At 44.5% G+C, this 22,461-nt stretch carries 17 protein-coding genes; 15 read left to right on the forward strand and 2 right to left on the reverse strand.

Annotated features, from left to right (window positions below):
• The first annotated feature begins 18 nt into the window (after positions 1 to 18).
• Both AAE250_RS17790 and AAE250_RS17795 read left to right on the forward strand, forming a co-directional pair.
• Positions 19 to 678, forward strand: a complete 660-nt coding sequence (locus tag AAE250_RS17790) for a CatA-like O-acetyltransferase (protein ID WP_294602767.1) — start codon at positions 19 to 21, stop codon at positions 676 to 678.
• Positions 679 to 698: 20 nt separating this feature from the next.
• A complete protein-coding gene (locus tag AAE250_RS17795; RefSeq protein WP_294602770.1) occupies positions 699 to 1,970 on the forward strand; it encodes a histidine phosphatase family protein in 1,272 nt (423 codons plus the stop codon).
• Between the two features lie 125 nt (positions 1,971 to 2,095).
• Here AAE250_RS17795 and AAE250_RS17800 read toward each other — a convergent pair whose 3' ends face one another.
• Positions 2,096 to 4,066, reverse strand: coding sequence for an LruC domain-containing protein (locus tag AAE250_RS17800; RefSeq protein ID WP_294602773.1), 1,971 nt, complete (start codon positions 4,064 to 4,066; stop codon positions 2,096 to 2,098).
• 243 nt (positions 4,067 to 4,309) lie between these two features.
• On the opposite strand from AAE250_RS17800, the gene AAE250_RS17805 reads away from it, so the two are divergent.
• The 8 genes from AAE250_RS17805 (at position 4,310) to AAE250_RS17840 (ending at position 15,498) form a co-directional block, all read left to right on the forward strand.
• Positions 4,310 to 4,912 carry an RNA polymerase sigma-70 factor gene (locus tag AAE250_RS17805; protein ID WP_294602776.1) on the forward strand — a complete coding sequence of 201 codons (603 nt, stop codon included), beginning with the start codon at positions 4,310 to 4,312 and terminating at the stop codon, positions 4,910 to 4,912.
• Between the two features lie 241 nt (positions 4,913 to 5,153).
• Positions 5,154 to 6,134 (forward strand): FecR family protein, encoded by a 981-nt coding sequence (locus AAE250_RS17810; protein ID WP_294602779.1) that lies wholly within the window; start codon positions 5,154 to 5,156, stop codon positions 6,132 to 6,134.
• A 575-nt stretch (positions 6,135 to 6,709) separates the two neighbouring features.
• A complete protein-coding gene (locus AAE250_RS17815; RefSeq protein ID WP_294602782.1) occupies positions 6,710 to 9,757 on the forward strand; it encodes a SusC/RagA family TonB-linked outer membrane protein in 3,048 nt (1,015 codons plus the stop codon).
• A gap of 17 nt (positions 9,758 to 9,774) precedes the next feature.
• The gene (locus AAE250_RS17820; protein ID WP_294602785.1) at positions 9,775 to 11,316 is read left to right on the forward strand and encodes a SusD/RagB family nutrient-binding outer membrane lipoprotein; all 1,542 of its coding nucleotides are present in this window, start codon (positions 9,775 to 9,777) and stop codon (positions 11,314 to 11,316) included.
• A 51-nt stretch (positions 11,317 to 11,367) separates the two neighbouring features.
• Entirely contained in the window at positions 11,368 to 12,231 is an 864-nt protein-coding gene (locus AAE250_RS17825; protein WP_294602788.1) for a glycerophosphodiester phosphodiesterase family protein, read from the forward strand.
• Positions 12,232 to 12,242: 11 nt separating this feature from the next.
• Positions 12,243 to 13,139 (forward strand): glycerophosphodiester phosphodiesterase family protein, encoded by an 897-nt coding sequence (locus AAE250_RS17830; protein WP_294602790.1) that lies wholly within the window; start codon positions 12,243 to 12,245, stop codon positions 13,137 to 13,139.
• Between the two features lie 78 nt (positions 13,140 to 13,217).
• Positions 13,218 to 14,723 (forward strand): sulfatase, encoded by a 1,506-nt coding sequence (locus AAE250_RS17835; protein WP_294602793.1) that lies wholly within the window; start codon positions 13,218 to 13,220, stop codon positions 14,721 to 14,723.
• A 112-nt stretch (positions 14,724 to 14,835) separates the two neighbouring features.
• Complete coding sequence (locus AAE250_RS17840; RefSeq protein ID WP_294602803.1) at positions 14,836 to 15,498, forward strand: DUF2490 domain-containing protein; 663 nt, start codon at positions 14,836 to 14,838, stop codon at positions 15,496 to 15,498.
• A 7-nt stretch (positions 15,499 to 15,505) separates the two neighbouring features.
• Here the strand turns inward: AAE250_RS17840 and AAE250_RS17845 are convergent, their stop codons facing one another.
• The gene (locus AAE250_RS17845) at positions 15,506 to 16,612 is read right to left on the reverse strand and encodes a DUF4421 domain-containing protein (RefSeq protein WP_294602805.1); all 1,107 of its coding nucleotides are present in this window, start codon (positions 16,610 to 16,612) and stop codon (positions 15,506 to 15,508) included.
• Between the two features lie 174 nt (positions 16,613 to 16,786).
• Between AAE250_RS17845 and AAE250_RS17850 the strand changes: the two genes are divergently transcribed.
• The 5 genes from AAE250_RS17850 to hisB all read left to right on the forward strand — a co-directional run bounded on the left by AAE250_RS17850 (position 16,787) and on the right by hisB (position 22,214).
• The gene (locus AAE250_RS17850; RefSeq protein ID WP_294602795.1) at positions 16,787 to 17,278 is read left to right on the forward strand and encodes a PaaI family thioesterase; all 492 of its coding nucleotides are present in this window, start codon (positions 16,787 to 16,789) and stop codon (positions 17,276 to 17,278) included.
• Positions 17,279 to 17,626: 348 nt separating this feature from the next.
• Complete coding sequence (hisG, locus tag AAE250_RS17855; RefSeq protein WP_294602798.1) at positions 17,627 to 18,481, forward strand: ATP phosphoribosyltransferase; 855 nt, start codon at positions 17,627 to 17,629, stop codon at positions 18,479 to 18,481.
• A 22-nt stretch (positions 18,482 to 18,503) separates the two neighbouring features.
• Complete coding sequence (hisD, locus tag AAE250_RS17860; RefSeq protein ID WP_294602800.1) at positions 18,504 to 19,796, forward strand: histidinol dehydrogenase; 1,293 nt, start codon at positions 18,504 to 18,506, stop codon at positions 19,794 to 19,796.
• Positions 19,797 to 19,813: 17 nt separating this feature from the next.
• Positions 19,814 to 20,851 carry a histidinol-phosphate transaminase gene (gene hisC, locus AAE250_RS17865; protein WP_294602802.1) on the forward strand — a complete coding sequence of 346 codons (1,038 nt, stop codon included), beginning with the start codon at positions 19,814 to 19,816 and terminating at the stop codon, positions 20,849 to 20,851.
• A 211-nt stretch (positions 20,852 to 21,062) separates the two neighbouring features.
• On the forward strand, positions 21,063 to 22,214 hold the full coding sequence (hisB, locus tag AAE250_RS17870) for a bifunctional histidinol-phosphatase/imidazoleglycerol-phosphate dehydratase HisB (RefSeq protein WP_342289243.1): 1,152 nt from the start codon (positions 21,063 to 21,065) through the stop codon (positions 22,212 to 22,214).
• The last annotated feature ends 247 nt before the right edge of the window (positions 22,215 to 22,461 follow it).

Genomic DNA, 22,461 nt, shown 5'->3' on the forward strand with positions numbered 1-22,461 from the left:
TTCTACTTTTATAAGTATATGACACATATTATCGACATTGATGCCTGGGAGCGCCGGGACAATTACAACTTCTTCCGTACTTTCGTCAACTCCTGGTATTCCGTTACTACTGAAATAGACTGTACGGAAGCGCGTGCTGCCGCCAAGGCTTCGGGACGCTCTTTCTTTCTCTGTTACCTCTATGCCGTACTCCGTTCGGCCAATGAGGTGGATGCACTCCGCTACCGCACGGATAAGAATGGGCAAGTCATCTTTCACGACCAGGTGGATATTATCTCGCCTATAGCTGTTCCCGGAAAGACTTTCTATACGGTACGCATTCCTTATCATGAGGGTTTTGCAAGTTTCCATGCCGAGGCCCAGAATCTGATCACCAATATTCCCGAAGATGGTAATCCCTACGGGGCAGAGGAAGTGCTGGCACAGCAGGGCATTTACGATGTGGTGCATTTGAGTGCAGTGCCTAAGATGTATTTCACGTCTACCACCTACACATTGGCCGAGGCCGGTAATGCTTGCAGCTATCCTTTGATGACTGCCGGTAAAGCTGTGACCCGTGAAGGTCGCCTGGTATTTCCTCTCTCTATCTATGTGAATCATGCCTTTGTGGATGGCTCGCATCTGGCCACGTTCTTTGAAAAGATAGAGAAGTATCTGAAAGAAATCTCACACGAATAAATCACTAAAACCCAAAGATCATGAAACGTTTTATTTTGCTTACCGTTCTCTGTTGCCTGGTGCTCGGAATGAGTGCACAGACGGCAAAAGAAGAAATCTTTGCAGACATTCATCGTTCGGCTGCCAACTACTACGCTTATCCCGAACCGAATGCAGTGCAGACTGCCCCGCCTGCCGGTTATAAACCTTTTTATCTGAGCCATTATGCCCGTCACGGTTCGCGCTTTCTTATCAATCCCGATGATTATGAAAAACCGCTGGAAGTGATGCGTGAAGCCGAAAAGAACGGAGTGCTTACCGACTTGGGCAAGAAGACGCTCTGCGTGCTGGACAGCGTTTCGCGCATGGCTGAGAGCAGATATGGCGAACTTACTCCGCTGGGTGCGCGTCAGCATCGGGGCATTGCCGAGAGAATGTATAAGAACTTCCCGGAAGTATTTAAGGGAGAAGCTGAAATAGATGCACGTTCCACGGTCGTAATCCGTTGCATTCTTTCGATGGCGGCAGAATGCCTGAAGCTTCAGGCTCTGAATCCGAAGTTGCAGTTCAAGAATGATGCCAGTTATCACGATATGTATTATATGAATCATGATGATCCTGCTATAAAAGAATTACGCAAGGCTGATGAGGTAATTGCTGCAAGAGAAGCTATCCGGAAGGAACATGTTCATCCGGACCGCTTGATGAAGGCTTTGTTCAACAATGCCGACTATGTGAAGTGGAAAGTGGATGCCGGCAAGCTGATGACTATGCTGTTTGATGTAGCTGCCAATATGCAGAGTATCGACACGGATTTGGAACTTTATTCGCTTTTCACCAAAGATGAGTGCTACGATTTGTGGCAGATCAGCAATAAGAATTGGTACATCAACTACGCTTCGTCTCCGCTGACTAAGGGCAAGATACCTTATCTGGAAGCCAATCTGCTGGAGAATTTCCTGAATACGGCGGATACTTGTATCGTGAAGTCGGAGAATAGTGCGACTTTACGTTTCGGACATGAGTCTTGTCTGCTTCCTTTTGCTTGCCTGCTGGAGTTGGGAGACTGTGCTTACCAGACAACAGATTTGAGTAAGCTGGATGCTGTATGGCGTAACTACAAAATCTTCCCGATGGCCAGCAATATCCAGTTTGTCTTCTTCCGCAAGAAGGGGAGTGACGATGTCCTGGTGAAGGTTTTACTCAACGAGCATGAAATGAAACTTCCGGTTGAGAGCGAAATAGCCCCTTATTATCATTGGAAGGATGTGGAGGCTTATTATAGGAATAAATTGGCGGCTTATAAGAAGTAATCTTTTGAGGAAAGGCTCATTAAACTCATAAAAAAGTAAAGAGACTGAAATCTATATTCCCTAAAAGGAACGGATTTCAGCCTCTTTTTTTATGCATCTGTTGATGCACAGCAAACAAACAATTATTATCGTTTATACCAATCTTGATTTGTACGCCCCTCGCTCTTTACCCATTCATCATATCCGCTGTAAAGCTGACCGATCGGAGTACTTTCGTTTGCGATATCCAAAATCTTGCTTAGATCGTTTTCGGTTGCTCCGGCCAGATAGATGGCAAACGGATAATTACCATCGCGTACATAATATGTACCACTATTAGAAGCATCTTGCCCTTGCCCGAAATAGCTTTTATCAGCTTTGGAGGTCGGTGCTGCCTTAGGAAGATGCACTTCCCAACGCAGGCCGTTATCTTGGTTTTTGAAGATGAACGGATCTATTTCAGACTCTTTCGTAATAGGTGACTTGTATTTTACGGTTACTTTATATTCGCCGTTCATATTCTCTTTAACATTGTCTGTCAATACAAAAACATTCTCTCCGGTTTCAAGTGATGTCGATACATCTGTGAACACGCTTTCTCCTGCTTTGCGAACGGCGAGGGAATATGATTCTATATTACCATTGCTATTCAACTTGAATGCCAGTCCGTTATTATTATTGGCAACATTTTCGAATACTTTAAATATGAAAGTCTCAGCCTGTATATTGCTTTTGGTATCGATACTCTTTCCGTAATTATAGCGTACTACCACATCATTCATATCATAATCTCCCTGATTGGGCCACAAATCTTCGAAAGCATAGACTCCTTTTAAAGTAATGGGGACTGTCGGATCATCGGGATCTACAACAGGTACATCTGTAATGGCATCAACAGGATTGGATTTAAGTGTTATTACGACATCACTGAAGTTTTGATCGGTATTAAAGTCTTCAAACGATGTCATTATCCAATCACCGTATCTGTAGACAGCTGTACGTGGTTCATTATAGGGGGCTCCGCCATCTTTTACACTTAAATTTTTCGATGTAGCGGCACGGTATCGGGTTGCGGTGTAACGATTTCCTACAGGATTGCTCCAGGCATTGGTGGCAAGGACAAAACCTATTTTATATCCGGCAGGGAATACGGTTGTTTCTCCCTCCATACTTCCACTGGCGATATTAGGATAGTATTTCAGTTGTACGGCTGTTGAACGATCTATACCGGCACTTTTTGTTGCATTTTTCGTGTCATTCACCCACTGACCATCTTGTGTATTGGGAAATAGCATAATGACGTGGACATCATCCAGACTTGAAGGCTCGTGTCCTATTTCATAATAGTAATATCCCAAGGAAGAGTTCCAACAAGTATTCTGGCCGAGATAAGTAACCACTATTTCGGCTGTTTTATCAATAGTCATATCATAATAGTTGCGGTATATATCGGGACATCTGTTATTAATATTAATAACCTTTGTCTGGGCCTCATAGAGGCCATCAGCATTTGTGGCAGCAAGATTTCCGCTATATGGATATCCTATTTCACCATTTCTATAGTGATCATATGTTCCCAGCCAGATTTTCCAGTTTTTGGGGTATTCTTTGAGGCCTTTAGTTATCGTTTCGTCCATATAACTGTAGTGGTAGGCTCCGGGAGTTGGAGTTACTACACGTGTTGTCGGCATATCATCCGTAGCCTTAATGCTTCCATTAGTAACTTCCGCCTCAATCAGCGTTCTTGCAAAGAATGCCGGCGTATAGATATATACCTTCTTTACATATCCGGGCAAATCCACAGTACCTTTGAAAACGCTATTTTTGTCAGTGTAGGCAGCGAAGAGAGGTTGGACGTCGTCACGTTTTACGTAAGTATACTCAGTTTCTGTAACGGGCATTTCGTCATACAGCTCAAAATAAACATTTGCCTTTACGCCGTTGTTCAGATAGCTGACTTCCAGACTTACGTTACTTTGAGTAGTAGAGTAATCGAAATCGTTGAACTCCTTTTCTTCTTCTTGAGAGCCTTGATATACGTCCTTGTCAAGGCAGCTGCTCAAGCAGAAAACGCATGAGGCAGCCAATACTATTACTTCTAATCTTTTTCTTCTCATAACTTTTGTTTGCTTGTAATTATTCGCAAAAATACAAATAATGACCAGTATCTACAAAATATAAATACATGCTTAGAGACAGTTATTCAAGAAATACTAAAATTAGAATATAAATATCTTTGAAAGGACGAATAAAAACATTTTATGATGAAAAATAGGCCATCTCTTTTTTCTTTCCCGGATTTTACATACGTTTGTAATAACTTATAAGTACCTTTGTGTCCGGAACCTAAAGAAAATGATATGCACGCAGCAGAGATTCTTAGTGATGAACGTTTGCTTGTTCTCCGTTTGATAGATGGGGATGAGGATGCATTTTGCGAACTTTATGCAGCCTATAAGAACCGCTTGATATACTTTGCGATGCGTTTTCTGAAGTCACGCGAATATGCTGAGGATGTTTTTCAGGATGCTTTTACCGTTATCTGGCAAAGCCGTCGTTTCATCAATCCCGATGCCTCTTTCTCTTCCTATTTATATACCATTGTCCGTAACCGCATTCTGAACCAGTTGCGCGATCTTGCCAATGAAGATCGGTTGAAAGAACAAATCCTGTCTCATGCAGTGGATTATAGCAATGACACGAAGAACGAAATTCTTGCGAATGATTTGCAGCAACTCATATCCCGTGCACTGCAACGGCTGACGCCCCGTCAGCGGGAAATCTTTGGGATGAGCCGTGAACAGCAGATGTCCCATAAAGAGATAGCAGAAGCTTTGGGAATCTCAGTCAATACCGTGCAAGAGTCCATTTCCACTTCGTTAAGGTCACTCCGCACTTACTTGGAGAAGAATTCGGTGATGGGTGCCGACCTTATCTTACTGCTTATTTGCTTGAATCTATAGATAAAACTCTCTCTTTTCAGTAATAATTCTCTGTTCAAGCCCTGCGAATACATATCCAAGCCTTGCGAATATGTGTTCGCACAGCTTGAACAAGCGTTCATAGTGCGAAGATGAAGAATTGACTAAAAACTGCTTGATGATTAAAAAACGTTAAGCCCACCCCAGCTACTTCTCTTTTGCGGGTATTACTTTATGTAAAAGGCATATTTTTGGTGACCTTATATCCTTAAAATAATGAATTATGAAAGATAAAGAAAAAGATAAATCCTGGCTTCGTCGCTATCTGGACGACTTATATACGACGGAGGATGCCTGTAAATTATTGAATGAATGTAGCAGTTCGGAGTATGATGATGCGTTGGGTGAGTTTGCTGCCGATGTTTGGGAAGAATCTGCTTCGCAGCAATCGCATACCGATCTTGAGCGTGAGCAATATAAGAAGGAAGCCCGGCAGTTGTTGAAGCGTATTGAGCATAGGAAGCGTACTTGGTTCCATCGTGCAGCCATATCTGTGGCGGGTGTTGCTGCTGTTCTTTGCTTGATTTTTGGTAGCATCAGGTACTGGAACTATGCAAATGAACAGCAAATATCTTATCTGGAAGCTTCTACTTCGTATGGAGAGAAAAAGCAAGTCTTGCTGCCCGATGGTACACAGCTCACTTTAAATTCCTGTTCCCGTGTCCGCTATCCCAATCGTTTTGCAGGTGAAGAACGCAGGATAGAGTTGGAGGGTGAAGGATTTTTTCGCGTGCAGCGTAATGAGAAACAACCTTTTATAGTCAATACCCATCGCTTCGATGTGCGTGTTCTGGGTACTCGTTTCGATGTAAAATCCTATTCTTCGGACGAAGTCGTTTCTGTAAATGTGGAGAGTGGCAAGGTTCAAGTCGACTTACCAGAAGCAATGATGCGCTTGCAAGCCCAGGAACAGATACTTATCAATACCATTTCCGGTGAATATAGCAAACGGCGTGATGAGCGTTCGGTAGCTGTATGGCGAGAAGGAGGATTGCGTTTCAGCAGTACTCCGGTACGCGATGTGGCTAAGGAACTGGAACGTATGTACAATTGCCGGATTACTTTTGCCGAAGGGCAGGAGTTCAATAACTTGATTTCGGGTGAACACGATAACAAAAGCCTGGAGGCTGTACTTCAATCCATTGAATATACCAGTGGCATCCGGTATAAGAGAGAGGGCAACGAAGTGTTGCTGTACAAATAATAAAAACCTTTAATTCAAAAGAAAATATACCATGAAAGCACCTCCTTGATTCTCTTCAAAAAAAATAGGAGCCATCTCTCAGAGCAGCCCCTATTCCGTAATCCGGACGGATATTCATTCGTTTCGACCCGTGTGAATAACGTATCGCGTATTACAACCTTTGTTTTTAATAATTTATTTCAATTACTAAAACGCACAAATTTATGAATAATCTTCTTACACCGAAAGGAAAATGTAGAAATAGCGTTCTGTTTTTAGCTTTTTTACTATTGTCTTGTTTGGGAGTATCATCACTGTCTGCTCAGAATCTGAAGGAGAGCGGGATTACTCTAAAAGTACAGAATGAGAATGTTGAAAAAGTTTTTAATCAAATTACTAATCTCACTAACTTTAAATTTTTCTATGACCAGGAAATCGTCAATAGCGCTCCCCGTGTCTCATTAGATATAAATAAAGGTACATTAAAAGAAATTCTGAGTGAGATAACTGCTCAAACAAAATTGTTTTTCAATAGGACTAATAATACGATAGCTGTAAGTGCCAACCCTAAGGGGAATGCAGGAGAAACAAAGAAAATGAAAACACTTTCGGGGGTTGTCGTGGATGAGAACGGAGAACCGGTGATTGGTGCCACCATTATGGAGCAAGGTACCTCTAACGGTGCCATAACTAATGTGAATGGCGAGTACACTCTAATGAATGTATCGAATGATGCAACTATCCTTGTTTCATACATCGGATATAAGGCTATGAGCTTTCGTGCCATGGATAAAGACTTGGCGAAGGTTGTTTTGAAGGAAGACAGTCAGGCTTTAGATGAAGTGGTAGTTACGGCGCTTGGTATCTCCCGTAAAGAGAAGAACTTGTCTTATGCCACGCAATCCGTTTCAGGAGGTGAATTACAGCAAGTACGGGATTTGAATGTTGTCAACTCCTTATCGGGTAAAGTGGCAGGTCTGGAAATCAGCAAGGTTTCCTCCGGTCTGGGCGGATCATCCAAGATCTCTTTGCGCGGTAACCGGTCTATCAGTGGTAATAATCAGGCATTGATCGTAGTAGATGGTGTACCTATTGACAATACTTCTTCCACTACCCGTTCGCAAGGGTCGGATGGTAAGGCTTTGACAGGTGGTTTTGACTCGGGCGATGGTATTTCGTCTATAAATCCGTCGGATATAGAATCTGTCAACGTTTTGAAGGGAGCCTCGGCAGCTGCTCTTTATGGTTCTCGTGCAAGTAATGGTGTCATTATTATTACGACTAAAAAGGGAAGCACCGGGCAGGGATTAGGCGTTACTTATTCTTCTTCTTTTTCTGTAGATGCTCCCAACATCATGCTGGACTTGCAGAATGAGTATGCCCAAGGATCCGGCGGGCAATACAATAAGAATACATTGTATAATTTTGGACCGAGAATGCAGGGACAAATGGTAGAACATTGGTCTAATAATCCTAACTATGCAGGAAATAAAGAATACGCTTTGACTGCCCAGCCCGACAATGTAAAAGACTTTTTTAATACAGGCATGAACTGGTCCAATTCTGTCGGGGTTTCTACCGGTAATGAAAAAACGCAAACCCGTTTCTCTCTGAACCATGATTATGCAACCGGCATTGTTCCTAATAACCGTTTGAACCGTGCTTCTGCTTCATTACGTCTCAATTCAAAATTGAGTAACAGAGTAGAAGTCGATGCTAAGATCAACTATATGAATCAGAAGATAAAGGGTAAACCCTGGACGGGTGAGAATATCTTCAATCCGGTGCGGCAGATTTATTCCATGCCTCGGAATATCGTTCTGAATGATGCAAAGACGTTTGAATACACCGACCCGAGTTCGTTGAAGAACCTTCAGCATTTCTGGTTGCCGGGTGGCGCCGACCTTTCACAAAATCCATATTGGGTGGTCAACCGCAATGCAAGGACGGATGAAAGAAACAAAATATTGGCTATGGGATCCATGAAATGGACTATCATTGATGGTTTGAGCCTGATGTTGCGTTCCAGTGTGGATTATTACCATGATTCGGGAGAGTTTAAACTCTATAATGACACTTATCAACGGGCCCCCAACGGTGACTATATTCTGGATTCCTATGATTCGTTTGAATGGAACAACGATTTCTTGCTGACCTATGCAAAAGCTGTCAATGATGATTGGAACTTTGATGTGAATTTCGGTGGAAGTACTTTCTACCAGAACCGTAAGGGTAGCAGCTACTCTAACACAGAGCTGCTTGCAGAAAACTTGTTCTCTCAGTCCAATGCTAAGAACCTTACCGGAAGTAATTCATTATACCGCCGTAAGTTGAACTCTTTGTATGCCTTTGCACAAATCACATATAAGGGATTCCTCACTTTGGATGTAACCGGACGTAACGACTGGTCGTCCACGCTTCCGAAGTCAAGTTTCTCTTATTTCTATCCATCGGTTGGCTTGTCGGCTGTTTTGAGCGATATTATTCAGATGCCTTCCTGGTTTAACTTTGCCAAGGTGCGTGCTTCTTATGCACAGGTAGGTAATGACACCGATCCTTTTATTATCAATCAGACCTATACTTATACTTCGGGTGGTAATAATGGATATGTGTATCAATCCAATCAGTTGCCTGCCGTAGATTTGAAGCCCGAAAAGACAGGCTCTTTGGAAGTAGGAGTAGACGTCCGTTTCTTCGGCGACCGTTTAGGCTTGGACTTTGCATATTATAACTCCAATACTACCAACCAGCTGATATCTATTCCGATGCCTTTGCCGTCCGGTTACGCAACCCGTTTTATTAATGCAGGTAAAGTGCAGAATAAGGGTGTAGAAATAAAACTGTATGGAACTCCGGTTGAGATAAAGGACTTTTCCTGGACCACTCAATTCAACTTTAGCAAGAATGACAATAAAATTAAAGAATTGACCGATGATGTAAAGGTCATCACTTTAGGCTCTGAAGACTTCATTGCCAATGTGGTGGCAGAAGAAGGAGGCTCTTTTGGTGATATTTATGTACGTGGATTTGAACGTAATGAAAACGGAGACATCTTGATCGGTTCTAACGGACTGCCGAAACTGACTTCAAAGAAAACGGTGAAAGTGGGCAATTCCACTCCCGATTGGAGTGGGGGATGGTCTAACACATTCAGATATAAAAATCTGTCTTTGAATGTGCTGATTGATACCAAGCAGGGAGGAAAGATCGTATCGTTTACCGATGCTGTGCTGACCGGTTACGGACTGACGGCCAAAACACTGGCAGGACGTGAAGGTGGCATCGTTGTTCCCGGTGTGCTGGATAATGGAGAAAGAAATACAAAGGAAATTAACTCAGAAGCTCTCTGGACTGCTTTGGGCGGACGTAACAATCCGGTAGGTGAAGTCTTTGTCTATGATGCTTCTTTCATCCGGTTAAAAGAGATTTCCTTGTCCTACTCTTTCCCGAAGTCCGTATTGGGAAAATTGCCTATCAGTGGATTGTCGGTTGGAGTTTATGGCAAGAACCTCTGTTTCTTACAGAACAAAGCAGGTATTTTTGATCCTGAAATGACAGTCGGTACGGGTAACAATCAGGCACTCGAAGCTTTTTCTTTACCGTCTACACGTACATTCGGGCTTAATTTGAATGTTTCATTTTAATGACTAAATAGAAGATTATGAAGAATATTAAATATTTATTCCTTGCGTTGTTTTTATCAATAACCTTGGGTGGATGTTCTGATTTTGAAGACATCAATAAGAATGATACCAAATTGCCGGAACTCAGCATGTCTCATGTAGGTGCAGCTTTTGCTTATTCGCAGTATTGGGGAATGTTTGTAGACCGTTATGAGTTTGAATTGGTGAGTTCGGTCATGTCCAATCTGTATGTGCAGTACTTTGCAAATGTAACCCCGTCGTTTCAATCCGACAGGTTTGCGGCGCCGGATAAGTTTTCAAGGCGTGCGTGGGCGACTTATTATCAAAAGGCTTTGCCCCAATTGTGCATTGTGCTTGATATGACGAAAGATGAAATGCCGGTAGCTCATGCGGTAGCCTCTGTCTGGAAGGTGCAGATTTCGCATCGTATAGCCGATCTTTATGGCGCGATGCCTTATTCCGAGGCAAACAATGCACAAGTAAGTGTGAAATACGATTCTCAGGAAGATGTTTACAATCAGATGTTTGCCGAATTGGATGAGGCAATAGCGGTTTTGTCGGAGCATAAGTCGGAGAACGCTTTTGGTTCGGACGATCAGATATTTGCGGGTAACGTATCGAAATGGTATAAGTTTGCAAACTCTTTGAAGCTGCGTATGGCAATGAGAATTTCGGATGTCGATCCTGCCAGTGCCAAGAGATATGCCGAGGAGGCGGTTGCCGCCGGAGTGATGGAAGATGCTGCCGATGATGCTTTTATTATCGCCACACCTTCTTCTACTACCCCTTATGGATGGTTGTCGGCCTGGGGAGAAACTTACATGAGTGCATCGATGGAGAGTATATTGGTGGGCTATGATGACCCCCGTTTGCCGGTTTTCTTTGAAAAGCCCCAGGATGCTGCTTATGCAGGCCAATACAGAGGTGCCCGTAATGGAATGAACCCTACGGAGATGGGAATGGCGGAGCACGCTAAAAATACATTGTCTTTGCTTGGAGTCCGGTTCTCTGATTCCGATTCTAAAAATACAGAACCTTTAATGGTTATGAATGCGGCTGAAAGTTACTTTTTGAGAGCCGAGGGAACTATTAAAGGCTGGAACATGAATGGTACTGCCGAATCATTATACAATAAAGGCATTGAGTGTGCCATGGCAACTTGGGGAATTTCCGGTAGCGTGGTTGCCGAGTATATCGGTTCTGACAAACTTCCGATGGCTCCCGGAGGATATTTTAATTCTCCGGCGGTGAATCAGTTGCCGGTAAAACTTTCTTCTGTAGAGTCGGAACAGTTGGAACAGATTGCAATACAGAAATGGCTGGCATTATTCCCTTATAATTCGGTTGAGATGTATGCTGATATGCGCCGTACGAATCGTCCTCACCTTTATGACCGTATTCATACGGATGATGAAGAAGTGGCGGTAAACGAAATTCCTGCACGTTACTTGTATCCGGAAGATGAGAATACAAAGAATAAGGCGGAATATGAGAAGGGATTGAAATTATTAGGTGGCGAAGATAAAATAACGACCCATGTTTGGTGGGATGTAAAATAAGCGGTTATGAATAGAAAAAGTATTTTAAGTATATTAGTCTTGATAATGGCTATGAGCGGAGTTATATCCGCTCAGGCACAAGACCGTTTGAGCTTCCTTTTGGATAAATTGAATGACGGCGGCAAGTCCGATTATGTGATGATTTTTGCTCATCGTGGCGATTGGCGTAATGCGCCCGAGAACTCGCTTCAAGCCTATCAAAGTTGCATTGATGCCGGCTTTGACGGAATTGAGATTGACGTACAAATGACGAAAGATAGTGTAATCGTGATGATGCACGACCAGACGATAGACAGAACGACTACCGGAACTGGTAAAGTGTCGGATCATACTTTGGCCGAACTGAAAGAGCTGTATTTAAAAAGTCCCATCGGAGTAGTGACACGTCAGCGAATACCGACATTGGATGAAGTGCTGGAACTTGCAAAAGGTAAAGTCTTGATTCAGGTTGATAAGTGGCAGTCCATAAAAGAGGAAGTTGTAAAGGTTGCCAAGCGGCATGGATGCCTCAATCAGATTATTTTGCGTGGTACTTTGGACAGCAAGTTTGTGGCAGAGAATTATGGCCATTTGCTGGAAGGACTTATTTATATTCCGGTATTGGTTTGTAAAGGAGAAGGAGATGACAAGAAGCTGGATGATTTTATGGATAACATAAAGACACCGGTAATCAGCCTTTCCTTCACACGCGATGATTTTCCGGTGATAGACCGTGCAAAGGAGATAAAAGATAGAGGTTTCCGGATATGGTATAATTCTTTGTGGGCTGAATTCAATGGCGGGCATGATGATGAATTGGCAATGGATGACCCCGAAAACAGTTATGGCTGGCTTTTGAAGAAAGGAGCAAATATTATATTCAGCGACCATCCATTCCTTTTGGATGCGTATTTGAAAAAAATTGGTAGAAGATAAATTGAAAGAATATGAGAAGGAACTTATTTATACTGGTTGCCTTATTGGTTACCGTACAGCTCTGTGCACAAGACAGAGTCAGTCAAATTCGTGAGAAGTTATTAAGTCGGGATCAGAGCTCAGTTATCGTTGCTTCACACCGTGGTGACTGGCGCAATTTCCCGGAGAACTCTCTGGAAGCAATTGATAACGCCATCAAGATGGGAGTGGATATTGTAGAGTTGGACGTACAGCGCACCAAGGACGGACAACTCATATTGATGCATGACCCTGCACTGGATCGAACTACCACGGGAAAAGGCAAGATAGTAGAAGTGACTTTGGACTCTATTCGGAAGTTGAAACTGAAGAATGGTTGTGCCATCCGCACTATACATAACGTCCCGACTTTAGAGGAAGCTTTGATGCATGCTAAGGGGAAAATCATGCTGAATCTTGACAAAGCCGACCGGTATTTCGAACAAGTATATGCTTTGATGAAGAAAACCGGAACGACGAAGCAGATTATCATGAAAGGCAATAGATCTGCCGAAGAAGTGAAAAAACAATTTGGTGCTTACTTGAATGATGTGATTTATATGCCTATAGTAAACCTTGATAATGCAGATGCCGAACAGCAGATAGAAACATTTATCAAAGATATGAATCCGGTGGCTTTTGAGTTGCTATTTGTGAAAGATTCCAATCCGCTACCCATAAAATTGAAATCATCTCTTGACGGACGCGCTTTGATTTGGTATAACACCCTTTGGGATACAATGGCCGGAGGGCATGACGATGACATGTCTTTAAAGAATCCGGATGAAGGATATGGTTATTTAATTGATAAGCTTGGTGCGAGAATTATTCAGACCGACCGTCCGCAATATCTGCTCGACTATCTGAGAAGCAGAAACTTACACGATTGATATTTGAAATGAATAAAGGAGATGTATTCCGGACTTTTTAGTTCGGGATACCCTTCTATTGCCTTAAATATAACCATTATGAACAGAAAGATATTTATTTCAGAACTGGCTTTGCTGTCCATAGGGATAGCTTCTGCCCATGCACAATCTGCAACAGAGGCAGTGAAGCCGAATGTCCTTTTTATTCTTGCCGATGATTTAGGATGGATGGACTTAGGATGTTACGGCAGTTCGTTTTATGAGACTCCTAACATCGACCAATTATCTAAAGAAGGGGTACGTTTTACGAATGCTTATGCGGCATGTCCCGTAAGCTCTCCTACGCGCGCCAGTTTTCAGACCGGGAAGTATCCGGCACGGCTTCATTTGACGGATTATATCCCTGGTGGATATTCCGTACCTTCACGTAAAGAGATAATAGACGCTACTTGTCCGGTACTGCCGGTGGACTTTGTGCAAAATATGCCGTTAAGTGAATTTACAATTGCGGAGGCTTTGAGACTCGAAGGGTACCGGACGGCTCATGTCGGAAAATGGAACTGCTCGGTCGATTCGCTTACTTATCCGCAATATCAGGGTTACGATATAAATATTGCCGGATGCAATAAGGGAGGGCCCGGTAAAGACGGGTATTTCTCTCCTTATCATAATCCTTATCTGACCGATGGACCGAAGGGGGAATACCTGACTGACAGGTTGGGGGATGAGTGCATAAAGATACTCCGGAACTTTAAAGACAAGCCTTTCTTCATTAATCTACCTTTCTATCAGGTGCATACTCCATTGTTGGCGAAACCGGAAAAGGTTAAATATTTCGAGGAGAAGGCTCGGAAGATGGGTTTGCTGTCATTGGAAACGTTTGATACAAATCCGGAATGGAAGCGTAAACAGCCCTATCAGGATTCTACGCGTATGGAAAGAATTCTTCAGAGTAATGCAATTTATGCAGCTATGATTGCCAGTATGGACGAAAATGTTGGCAGAATTATAGATGAGTTGAAGCGCCTGGGATTATATGAAAATACAATCATTATATTTACTTCCGATAATGGAGGCCTGGCAACTTCCGAGGGTTCGCCCACTTCCAATCGTCCGTTGAGAGGTGGGAAAGGCTTTACCTATGAGGGTGGAATAAGGGAGCCGCTGATAGTGCGTATGTCGGATATGAAAGGTGCCGGAAGTTCATGCGACAGTATTGTGACTTCTACCGATTATTATCCTACTATCTTGGAAATGACCGGAAGTAAACTGCGTCCGGAGCAGCATCTCGATGGTATCAGCCTCTTGCCATTGCTGGAGGGTAAACAGCGTGTTCACCGTGATGCTGTATATTGGCATTACCCTCATTACTCCAATCAAGGAGGAAGACCGTCGGGAGCAGTGCGTATGGGGAACTATAAATTAATCCAGTTTTACGATACCGGAGAAATTGAACTGTACGACTTGCCGGCAGACTTGTCCGAACAGAATAATCTGAAGATGGAGAAACCGGAGATAGCACAAAAGTTATTGCAGATGTTGGATGACTGGCGTAAAAGCGTGGATGCGGATATGCCTGTAAAGAATGCAAGAGTAAATGATTAATTCGGTCAATAAATGCCTCTTGTTCGAGTCTTTTACGAGTTTATTCCAGATTTGTTACAGAATTTATCTTTAGCTTTGTACCTTAATTTATGTAATACGTACTAAGGATATGATGCTAAAGAACACTGTAAATGGAGGCAGAGCTTATTTTCTGTTTATTGTTTTGATAGGTATGTCCCAATTTTCATTGCAGGCACAGGATAAGGATTTTGCAACTTGGGCAAATGTCGGTTTCGAATATAAAGTGAAGCCGGCATTTGCTATATCTGGTGGCTTGGAATGGCGGACGAAAGATAATTTAGGGAAAACCGACCGCTTGGGACTGGAGGTAGGTGGCGTCTATACGGTGCTTCCTTTCCTGAAGTTGGGTGGCGGATATGAGATGCATTACCGGAACCGGAGGGATGCAGGTTGGAAGCTTCGGCATCGATATCACATTGACGGAACGGTTTCTACCCGTTTGCAGCGGATAAAACTTTCTTTGCGCGAACGATTTCAGGCCAATGCAGCCGGAGACAAGAGTAATCCGCGGCTTCGCTCGCGCCTTAGGCTTGCTTATGAACTTCAAAACTCTAAAATAGAGCCGTATGTATCGGTAGAGTTCTATAATAGTTTGGCACGTGCTGAGCACTTCGAACTGAAGCGGATGCGCTACCGGGGCGGGATTACTTTGCCTCTTTCTTCTCGTTGGGAGGCGGACGTGTTCTATTGCAGGCAGTGGGAGGAGAATGAGCGAAAGAATATAGTAGGGGTAGAATGCAGTTATCGTTTTTAAACTCTAATCATTGATTTTGTTTAGCTTTGCGGTATTCCTTCTTCAAATAGAAGTTGAATCCTGCATATACCTGCAGTGTGCCGAAGCCATTGTTCAGGGAGAAGTTGTGCCGGTAATAATCGTAAGTGCGACCTACGAAAGAAGTGCCTACGAAGTATTTGCTGTTATTGTATACCACCCCGGCTCTCAGGATGAAGTCAATATTGAGATTCTTGTACCAATCGTCCTTTTGTTCTTCTGCTTTCTTGATGCGCGAGGTCTTGTAGGCTACAGCCGGACAGAGTGACAAGCATGCCAGACAGTTGCGTGCAAATACCCAGTTGTAGGCATAGCCGAAGTTGAGGCTGATATTGGTGTATTTGATGTGCTTCACTTTCATGTCCGGATCCATTGTCTCCTGGATTATTTCGGGAAGCTTGGTATAGTCGAAGTTCAGATTGTGTGCAGAGACAGAGAAACCCGCAATGAACGATCCGGCGTTGCGTCGCTGATTGGTGGACTGGCTGAAAGCTGCCGGATAGGAAAAACGTCGGTTATTGAATATATAGTATAGATTCAGTCCTTTCATATCGACCTTCAGTCCGTCGAAATCTTCGGAATAATTTGAAGGTACACGGTCGGAGAAGCCTGTCACCCGGTGTATCCTGTAATTGTTTCCCGTACGGCGATAGAATATATCCACTCCCAGCTTGGAACTGTAAAGACTGAGGTCAAACTCTGTTCCCTTCTTTTTCCCGTTTTTCTTTCCATAGAGGCCGTCCGTATCGATGGACCATCCCAAGAATATCCAGCGCCAACCAAAGTAAGCTCCTACCTTATTATGTGGATTGGGCGAAAACTGGAGATGTTGCGGTTGGGGAGCGGCATTGCTTATGGAGTAGTATTCGTAATTGGTGAAATGGTCGAGCATCAAGGCATAGTTATATCGGTTGGGACTGATATAAGTGGTGTCGAAATCGCTGAAATTGAGGAAATGCTTTATCGCTTTCTTGAATCTTCCTTGCGGGACATGCGAAATGCCGCCGTTGCGTAACAAAGAATCCTTCTCTTCGTTTTGGGCAAACAGCGATAGCGGCAACAATATGAATAAACAAAAGATTACTCCTTTCAGCATCATTTCCTTTTTAATGAATCGAAAACGAAGATATAAAAAACAGTGCAGAATCGGAAAAAGATTGCTCCGTTTTTCTTTTTTTCTGTTGTTTTCTGGACGATTTGGCTGTTTTTCGTGAGCTGCAATCGAATTCTGACTATATTTGTGGCAAAAGAAGAACCAATAGAGAGTGTTATGAAAAAGATTATCAATCCATGGAAGAACATGGAAGGCTATAATTGCTTCGGGTGTTCGCCCGACAATGAAGCCGGTGTGAGAATGGAGTTTTATGAGGATGGCGATGAGGTGGTAAGCATTTGGAAGCCGCGTCCGGAATATCAGGGTTGGCTGAATACGCTGCATGGAGGTATTCAGTCTGTGCTGCTGGATGAAATCTGCGGTTGGGTGGTGTTCCGCAAATTGCAGACCGGCGGGGTGACATCGAAAATGGAAACCCGCTTCCGCAAATCCATATCGACCCAGGATACTCATGTGGTGCTGCGTGCCTCACTGAGGGAGCAGAAGCGCAACATCGCTATTATAGAAGCACGGTTATACAACAGCATGGGGGAACTGTGTACGGAAGCTACCTGTACATACTTCACTTTCCCGAAGGAGAAAGCAGAAGCTGAGATGTGTTTCCATCATTGTGATGTAGAGCCGGAAGAGATATTGCCGCTGATTTGAAAAGCTTTATTTATCTTTTAAGACATAAGAACAAAAGAACATATTTGAGATAGTTTGTTCTTTTGTTCTTTTGTCTGAAACTAAGAAATTGAAAGAAAAACCAAACTTTTTGTGATAAATCTTTGGTAGTTTCAAACAGATGGTTTACTTTTGTCGCATCAAAACAAAGGAAAATGAAGAATATCGTTGCACATCATCACCATCATCATCCTGACGAATAACTCGGTGGGCGTATGAGTGTATGTGTATAACGAAAACATAAATAACGAGGCTTGCCGGATATTGGTAAGCCTCGTTTTGTTTTTAAGAGTTTGGAAATAAAATAATAAATCATAAACAATAAATCTCATGTTACTAAGAATTGCAGTACAAGCCAAAGGTCGTCTTTATGATGAGACGATGTCATTCCTGGGAGAATCGGATATTAAGTTGAGTGCCATGAAACGCTCGCTACTGGTACAATCATCAAACTTCCCGCTGGAAGTGTTGTTCCTGAGGGATGATGATATTCCACAGTCGGTAGCTACCGGAGTAGCTGATATCGGCATTGTAGGCGAGAATGAGTATGTTGAGAAGAATGAGGATGCTGAGATTGTGAAGCGTCTGGGCTTCAGTAAATGCCGGTTGTCATTGGCAATGCCAAAGGATATCGAGTATCCCGGAGTGAAGTGGTTTGAAGGAAAGAAGATTGCGACGTCTTATCCGGGAATCCTTTCTGCATATCTGAAAGAGCAGGGAGTAAATGCGGAGATACATGTTATTACCGGTTCGGTAGAGGTAGCTCCGGGAATCGGGCTGGCAGACGCTATTTTTGATATCGTAAGTTCCGGTTCCACGCTGGTGAGCAATCGCCTGAAGGAGGTGGAAGTGGTGATGAAGTCCGAAGCGTTGCTCATCGGCAACAAGAACATGAGCGAAGAAAAGCTGGAAATACTGCGGGAACTGCTGTTCCGCATGGATGCGGTGAAGACGGCCGAAGACAAGAAATATGTGTTGATGAATGCGCCGAAAGATAAATTGGATGAGATTGTGTCAGTGTTGCCCGGCATGAAGAGCCCGACGGTGATGCCGCTGGCACAAGAAGGCTGGTGCTCCGTGCACACGGTGCTGGATGAGAAATGTTTCTGGGAAATTATCGGTAAACTGAAAGCCCTGGGAGCAGAAGGAATACTGGTATTGCCAATAGAGAAAATGATTCTATAATCCCCCATAACTCATAACTATCATGATCCTGATAACTAATCCTGATAAATCCCAATGGGCAGATATCCTGAAACGTCCGGTGATGAATACGGAAAATCTGTTCGATACAGTGCGAGGCATCATTGACCGCGTGAAGGCGGAGGGAGACCGCGCTGTGCTGGAATACGAAGCGAAATTTGACAAAGCAGTGCTGGCTTCGCTGGCCGTAAGCGAAGAAGAGCAGGAAGAGGCAGAAGCGCTGGTGAGCGAAGAACTGAAAGCAGCCATCCGACTGGCTAAACAGAATATCGAAACATTCCATGCCGCCCAGCGTTTCGAAGGCAAGAAGGTGCAGACGCAACCGGGTGTTACCTGCTGGCAAAAGGCGGTTGCCATCGAGAAAGTGGGATTGTATATTCCGGGCGGAACGGCTCCGTTGTTCTCTACCGTGCTGATGCTGGCTGTTCCCGCCCGGATTGCGGGGTGCAAGGAGATTGTGCTTTGCACGCCTCCGGGCAAGGACGGGAAAGTGCATCCGGCTGTATTGTTTGCCGCCCGGGTGGCAGGTGTCAGCCGTATCTTCAAGGCCGGTGGCGTACAGGCAATTGCTGCGATGGCTTACGGAACGGAGAGTGTGCCGAAGGTGTACAAGATATTCGGACCGGGCAATCAGTACGTAACGGCTGCCAAGCAGTTGGTAAGCCTGCGCGATGTAGCGATTGACATGCCTGCCGGTCCGTCCGAAGTAGAAGTGCTGGCAGATGAAACAGCCAACCCTGTATTTGTGGCAGCCGACTTGTTGAGCCAGGCCGAGCATGGCGTTGACAGCCAGGCAATGCTTATTACCACCTCAGCCTGGTTGCAGCAAGCCGTGAAGGCAGAAGTGGAACGGCAACTGGACTTATTGCCCCGTAAAGAGATTGCTGAGAAATCTCTTGCTAACAGCAAATTGATCGTAGTGCACAATATGGAAGAAGCCATCGAGCTGACCAACGCATACGCTCCCGAACACTTGATTGTTGAAACAGCCGATTACCTGTCCGTGGCAGAACGTGTGGTGAATGCCGGTTCGGTATTCCTGGGTTCGCTTACGCCGGAAAGTGCGGGAGATTATGCTTCGGGCACAAACCATACATTGCCTACCAATGGTTATGCCAAGGCATATAGTGGCGTCAGCCTGGACAGCTTTATCCGCAAGATAACTTTCCAGGAGATAAAGCCCGAAGGAATACGCACCATCGGCCCTGCCATTGAAACGATGGCTGCCAACGAACACCTGGATGCGCATAAAAATGCAGTAACCGTCAGACTGGAAGTAATAAATCATAAATTATAAATCATAAATCTCCCGACATGAGAACATTGCAAGAACTGACCCGGCCGAACATCTGGAGCTTGAAGCCCTATTCTTCGGCACGTGATGAATATAGCGGTGCTGCTGCATCCGTCTTTCTCGATGCAAACGAGAATCCGTACAATATGCCGCACAACCGTTATCCGGACCCGATGCAAAGGGAACTGAAAACGGAGTTGGCGAAGATAAAAAAAGTGAGTCCCGAACACATCTTCCTGGGAAATGGAAGCGATGAGGCAATCGACCTGGTGTTTCGTGCCTTTTGTGAACCGCGCATAGACAATGTGGTAGCCATAGACCCTACTTATGGAATGTATCAGGTCTGCGCTGGTGTGAACGATGTGGAATACCGCAAGGTGCTGCTCGATGAAAATTTCCAGTTCTCGGCAGACAAACTGCTGGAAGCATCCGATGAGCGGACCAAACTGATCTTCCTCTGCTCGCCCAATAATCCGAGCGGAAACGACCTGCTCCGCAGCGAGATTGAAAAACTGATTCGTAACTTCGACGGACTGGTGATACTTGATGAAGCTTACAATGACTTCTCCGAAGCGCCTTCTTTCCTCGAAGAGCTGGATAAATATCCCAATCTCATTGTGCTTCAGACTTTCTCCAAAGCATGGGGATGTGCGGCAATCCGCCTGGGCATGGCGTTTGCTTCGCCGGAGATTATCGGGGTTCTCAATAAGATAAAATATCCCTATAATGTGAATCAGCTGACGCAGAAGCAGGCGGTGGAAATGCTGCATCGGTATTACGAAATAGAGCGTTGGGTGAGAACCTTGAAAGAAGAGCGTGGAAACTTGGAAGCTGAATTTGCTGAACTACCTTGTACAGAGCATTTGTTCCCTTCGGACGCCAATTTCTTCCTGGTCCGCGTGACGGATGCTGTGAATATTTACAAATATCTCGTCGGTGAGGGGATTATCGTGCGCAACCGCCACTCCGTTTCACTCTGCGGAAACTGCCTGCGCGTGACGGTGGGAACGCGGATGGAGAATGAGAAGTTGGTAGAGGCGTTGAAAAGGTATAAATGATAATTTAGTGTCGTGTGATAACAAGTGTATCTCAAACTCCTCCGCCTGAAAGGGGAGGTGCCCGCTTGCGGGCGGAGGGGTTTTACATAAATAGAAAGTAACTTTGTGCAAGTCCCTTCGGATGTGAAACCCCTCCGCCCTACGGGCACCTCCCCTTTCAGGCGGAGGAATTTGAGATACTCCGCTAAATTCCCATTTATTAAATAGAATTATTATGAAGAAAATACTTTTTATAGACCGTGACGGTACATTAGTCATTGAACCGCCGGTCGATTATCAACTGGACTCACTGGAAAAGCTGGAGTTCTATCCGAAAGTAATGCGCAATCTCGGCTTTGTCCGCAGCAAGTTGGATTTTGAGTTTGTGATGGTGACCAACCAGGACGGGCTGGGTACAGCATCCTTCCCGGAAGAAACCTTCTGGCCCGCACACAATCTTATGATGAAGACGCTGGAAGGAGAGGGGATCACGTTCGACGACATCTGCATAGACCGCAGCATGCCGGCCGATAATGCTCCGACCCGCAAACCCCGTACCGGTATGCTTACCAAATACCTGAATAATCCGGAGTACGACCTTGCCAATAGCTTCGTCATCGGCGACCGCCCCACAGATGTGGAATTGGCAAAGAATCTGGGCTGCCGTGCCATCTTTCTGCAAGAAGACACTTCTTCGTTGAAACCTGTCTCCGAAGGCGGAAGTGCGGCTTGTGAAGGACTTCAAGACGTCTGCGCCCTTGTTACCAAAGATTGGGACAAAGTTGCCGAATTCCTTTTTGCCGGCGAGCGTAAGGCCGAAGTACGCCGCACTACGAAAGAAACCGATATCTACGTAGCCCTGAACCTGGACGGCGACGGACATTGTGATATCCATACCGGCTTAGGTTTCTTCGACCACATGCTGGAGCAGATAGGCAAGCACGGCGGCATGGACCTGACTATCCATGTGAAAGGCGACCTTGAAGTGGACGAGCATCATACGATAGAAGATACCGCCCTCGCTCTTGGCGAATGTCTTTATCAGGCATTGGGCAGTAAGCGGGGAATTGAGCGTTATGGATATGCCTTGCCTATGGACGATTGCCTTTGCCAGGTGTGTCTGGACTTCGGAGGCCGCCCGTGGCTTGTATGGGATGCCGAGTTCAAACGCGAGAAGATAGGGGAGATGCCTACGGAAATGTTCCTGCACTTCTTCAAGTCGCTGAGCGATGCCGCCAAGATGAATCTCAATGTCAAGGCCGAAGGCGGGAACGAACATCATAAGATAGAGGGCATCTTCAAAGCGCTGGCGCGTGCACTGAAGATGGCGGTGAAGAGAGATATCTATCATTTTGAGCTGCCAAGCTCGAAAGGGGTGCTGTAAGCGCAACGCAAACGAAGAAGGCATCGGTTCCTCATTATCAATGCAGTTTTACCTTATCAGTGCAGTTTCACTTTATCAGTAATAAAGCAACGCTTTATTACTAGTAAAGTGATGCTTTAATACTAGTAAAGCACTACTTTATTACTAGTAAAGCGTTGCTTTATCTATTATACAGAACTAATAAAGTTACATACCGCTGATTAGAAGATATTTATGTGTGCACGCTTTCTTTGCAACCTTGCCTGCC

The organism is Bacteroides sp. GD17 (assembly GCF_038448625.1).
Taxonomy (GTDB): domain Bacteria; phylum Bacteroidota; class Bacteroidia; order Bacteroidales; family Bacteroidaceae; genus Bacteroides.

Excerpts from the sequence above, each read along its gene's own strand:
- AAE250_RS17800 (WP_294602773.1), bottom strand. The coding sequence starts at position 4,066 with ATGAGAAGAAAAAGATTAGAAGTAATAGTATTGGCTGCCTCATGCGTT.
- AAE250_RS17825 (WP_294602788.1), top strand. The coding sequence starts at position 11,368 with ATGAGCGGAGTTATATCCGCTCAGGCACAAGACCGTTTGAGCTTCCTT.
- AAE250_RS17850 (WP_294602795.1), top strand. The coding sequence starts at position 16,787 with ATGAAAAAGATTATCAATCCATGGAAGAACATGGAAGGCTATAATTGC.
- AAE250_RS17820 (WP_294602785.1), top strand. The coding sequence starts at position 9,775 with ATGAAGAATATTAAATATTTATTCCTTGCGTTGTTTTTATCAATAACC.
- AAE250_RS17830 (WP_294602790.1), top strand. The coding sequence starts at position 12,243 with ATGAGAAGGAACTTATTTATACTGGTTGCCTTATTGGTTACCGTACAG.
- AAE250_RS17810 (WP_294602779.1), top strand. The coding sequence starts at position 5,154 with ATGAAAGATAAAGAAAAAGATAAATCCTGGCTTCGTCGCTATCTGGAC.
- hisD (WP_294602800.1), top strand. The coding sequence starts at position 18,504 with ATGATCCTGATAACTAATCCTGATAAATCCCAATGGGCAGATATCCTG.
- AAE250_RS17840 (WP_294602803.1), top strand. The coding sequence starts at position 14,836 with ATGCTAAAGAACACTGTAAATGGAGGCAGAGCTTATTTTCTGTTTATT.
- AAE250_RS17815 (WP_294602782.1), top strand. The coding sequence starts at position 6,710 with ATGAAAACACTTTCGGGGGTTGTCGTGGATGAGAACGGAGAACCGGTG.
- hisG (WP_294602798.1), top strand. The coding sequence starts at position 17,627 with ATGTTACTAAGAATTGCAGTACAAGCCAAAGGTCGTCTTTATGATGAG.
- AAE250_RS17845 (WP_294602805.1), bottom strand. The coding sequence starts at position 16,612 with ATGCTGAAAGGAGTAATCTTTTGTTTATTCATATTGTTGCCGCTATCG.
- AAE250_RS17835 (WP_294602793.1), top strand. The coding sequence starts at position 13,218 with ATGAACAGAAAGATATTTATTTCAGAACTGGCTTTGCTGTCCATAGGG.
- AAE250_RS17795 (WP_294602770.1), top strand. The coding sequence starts at position 699 with ATGAAACGTTTTATTTTGCTTACCGTTCTCTGTTGCCTGGTGCTCGGA.
- hisC (WP_294602802.1), top strand. The coding sequence starts at position 19,814 with ATGAGAACATTGCAAGAACTGACCCGGCCGAACATCTGGAGCTTGAAG.
- AAE250_RS17805 (WP_294602776.1), top strand. The coding sequence starts at position 4,310 with ATGCACGCAGCAGAGATTCTTAGTGATGAACGTTTGCTTGTTCTCCGT.
- AAE250_RS17790 (WP_294602767.1), top strand. The coding sequence starts at position 19 with ATGACACATATTATCGACATTGATGCCTGGGAGCGCCGGGACAATTAC.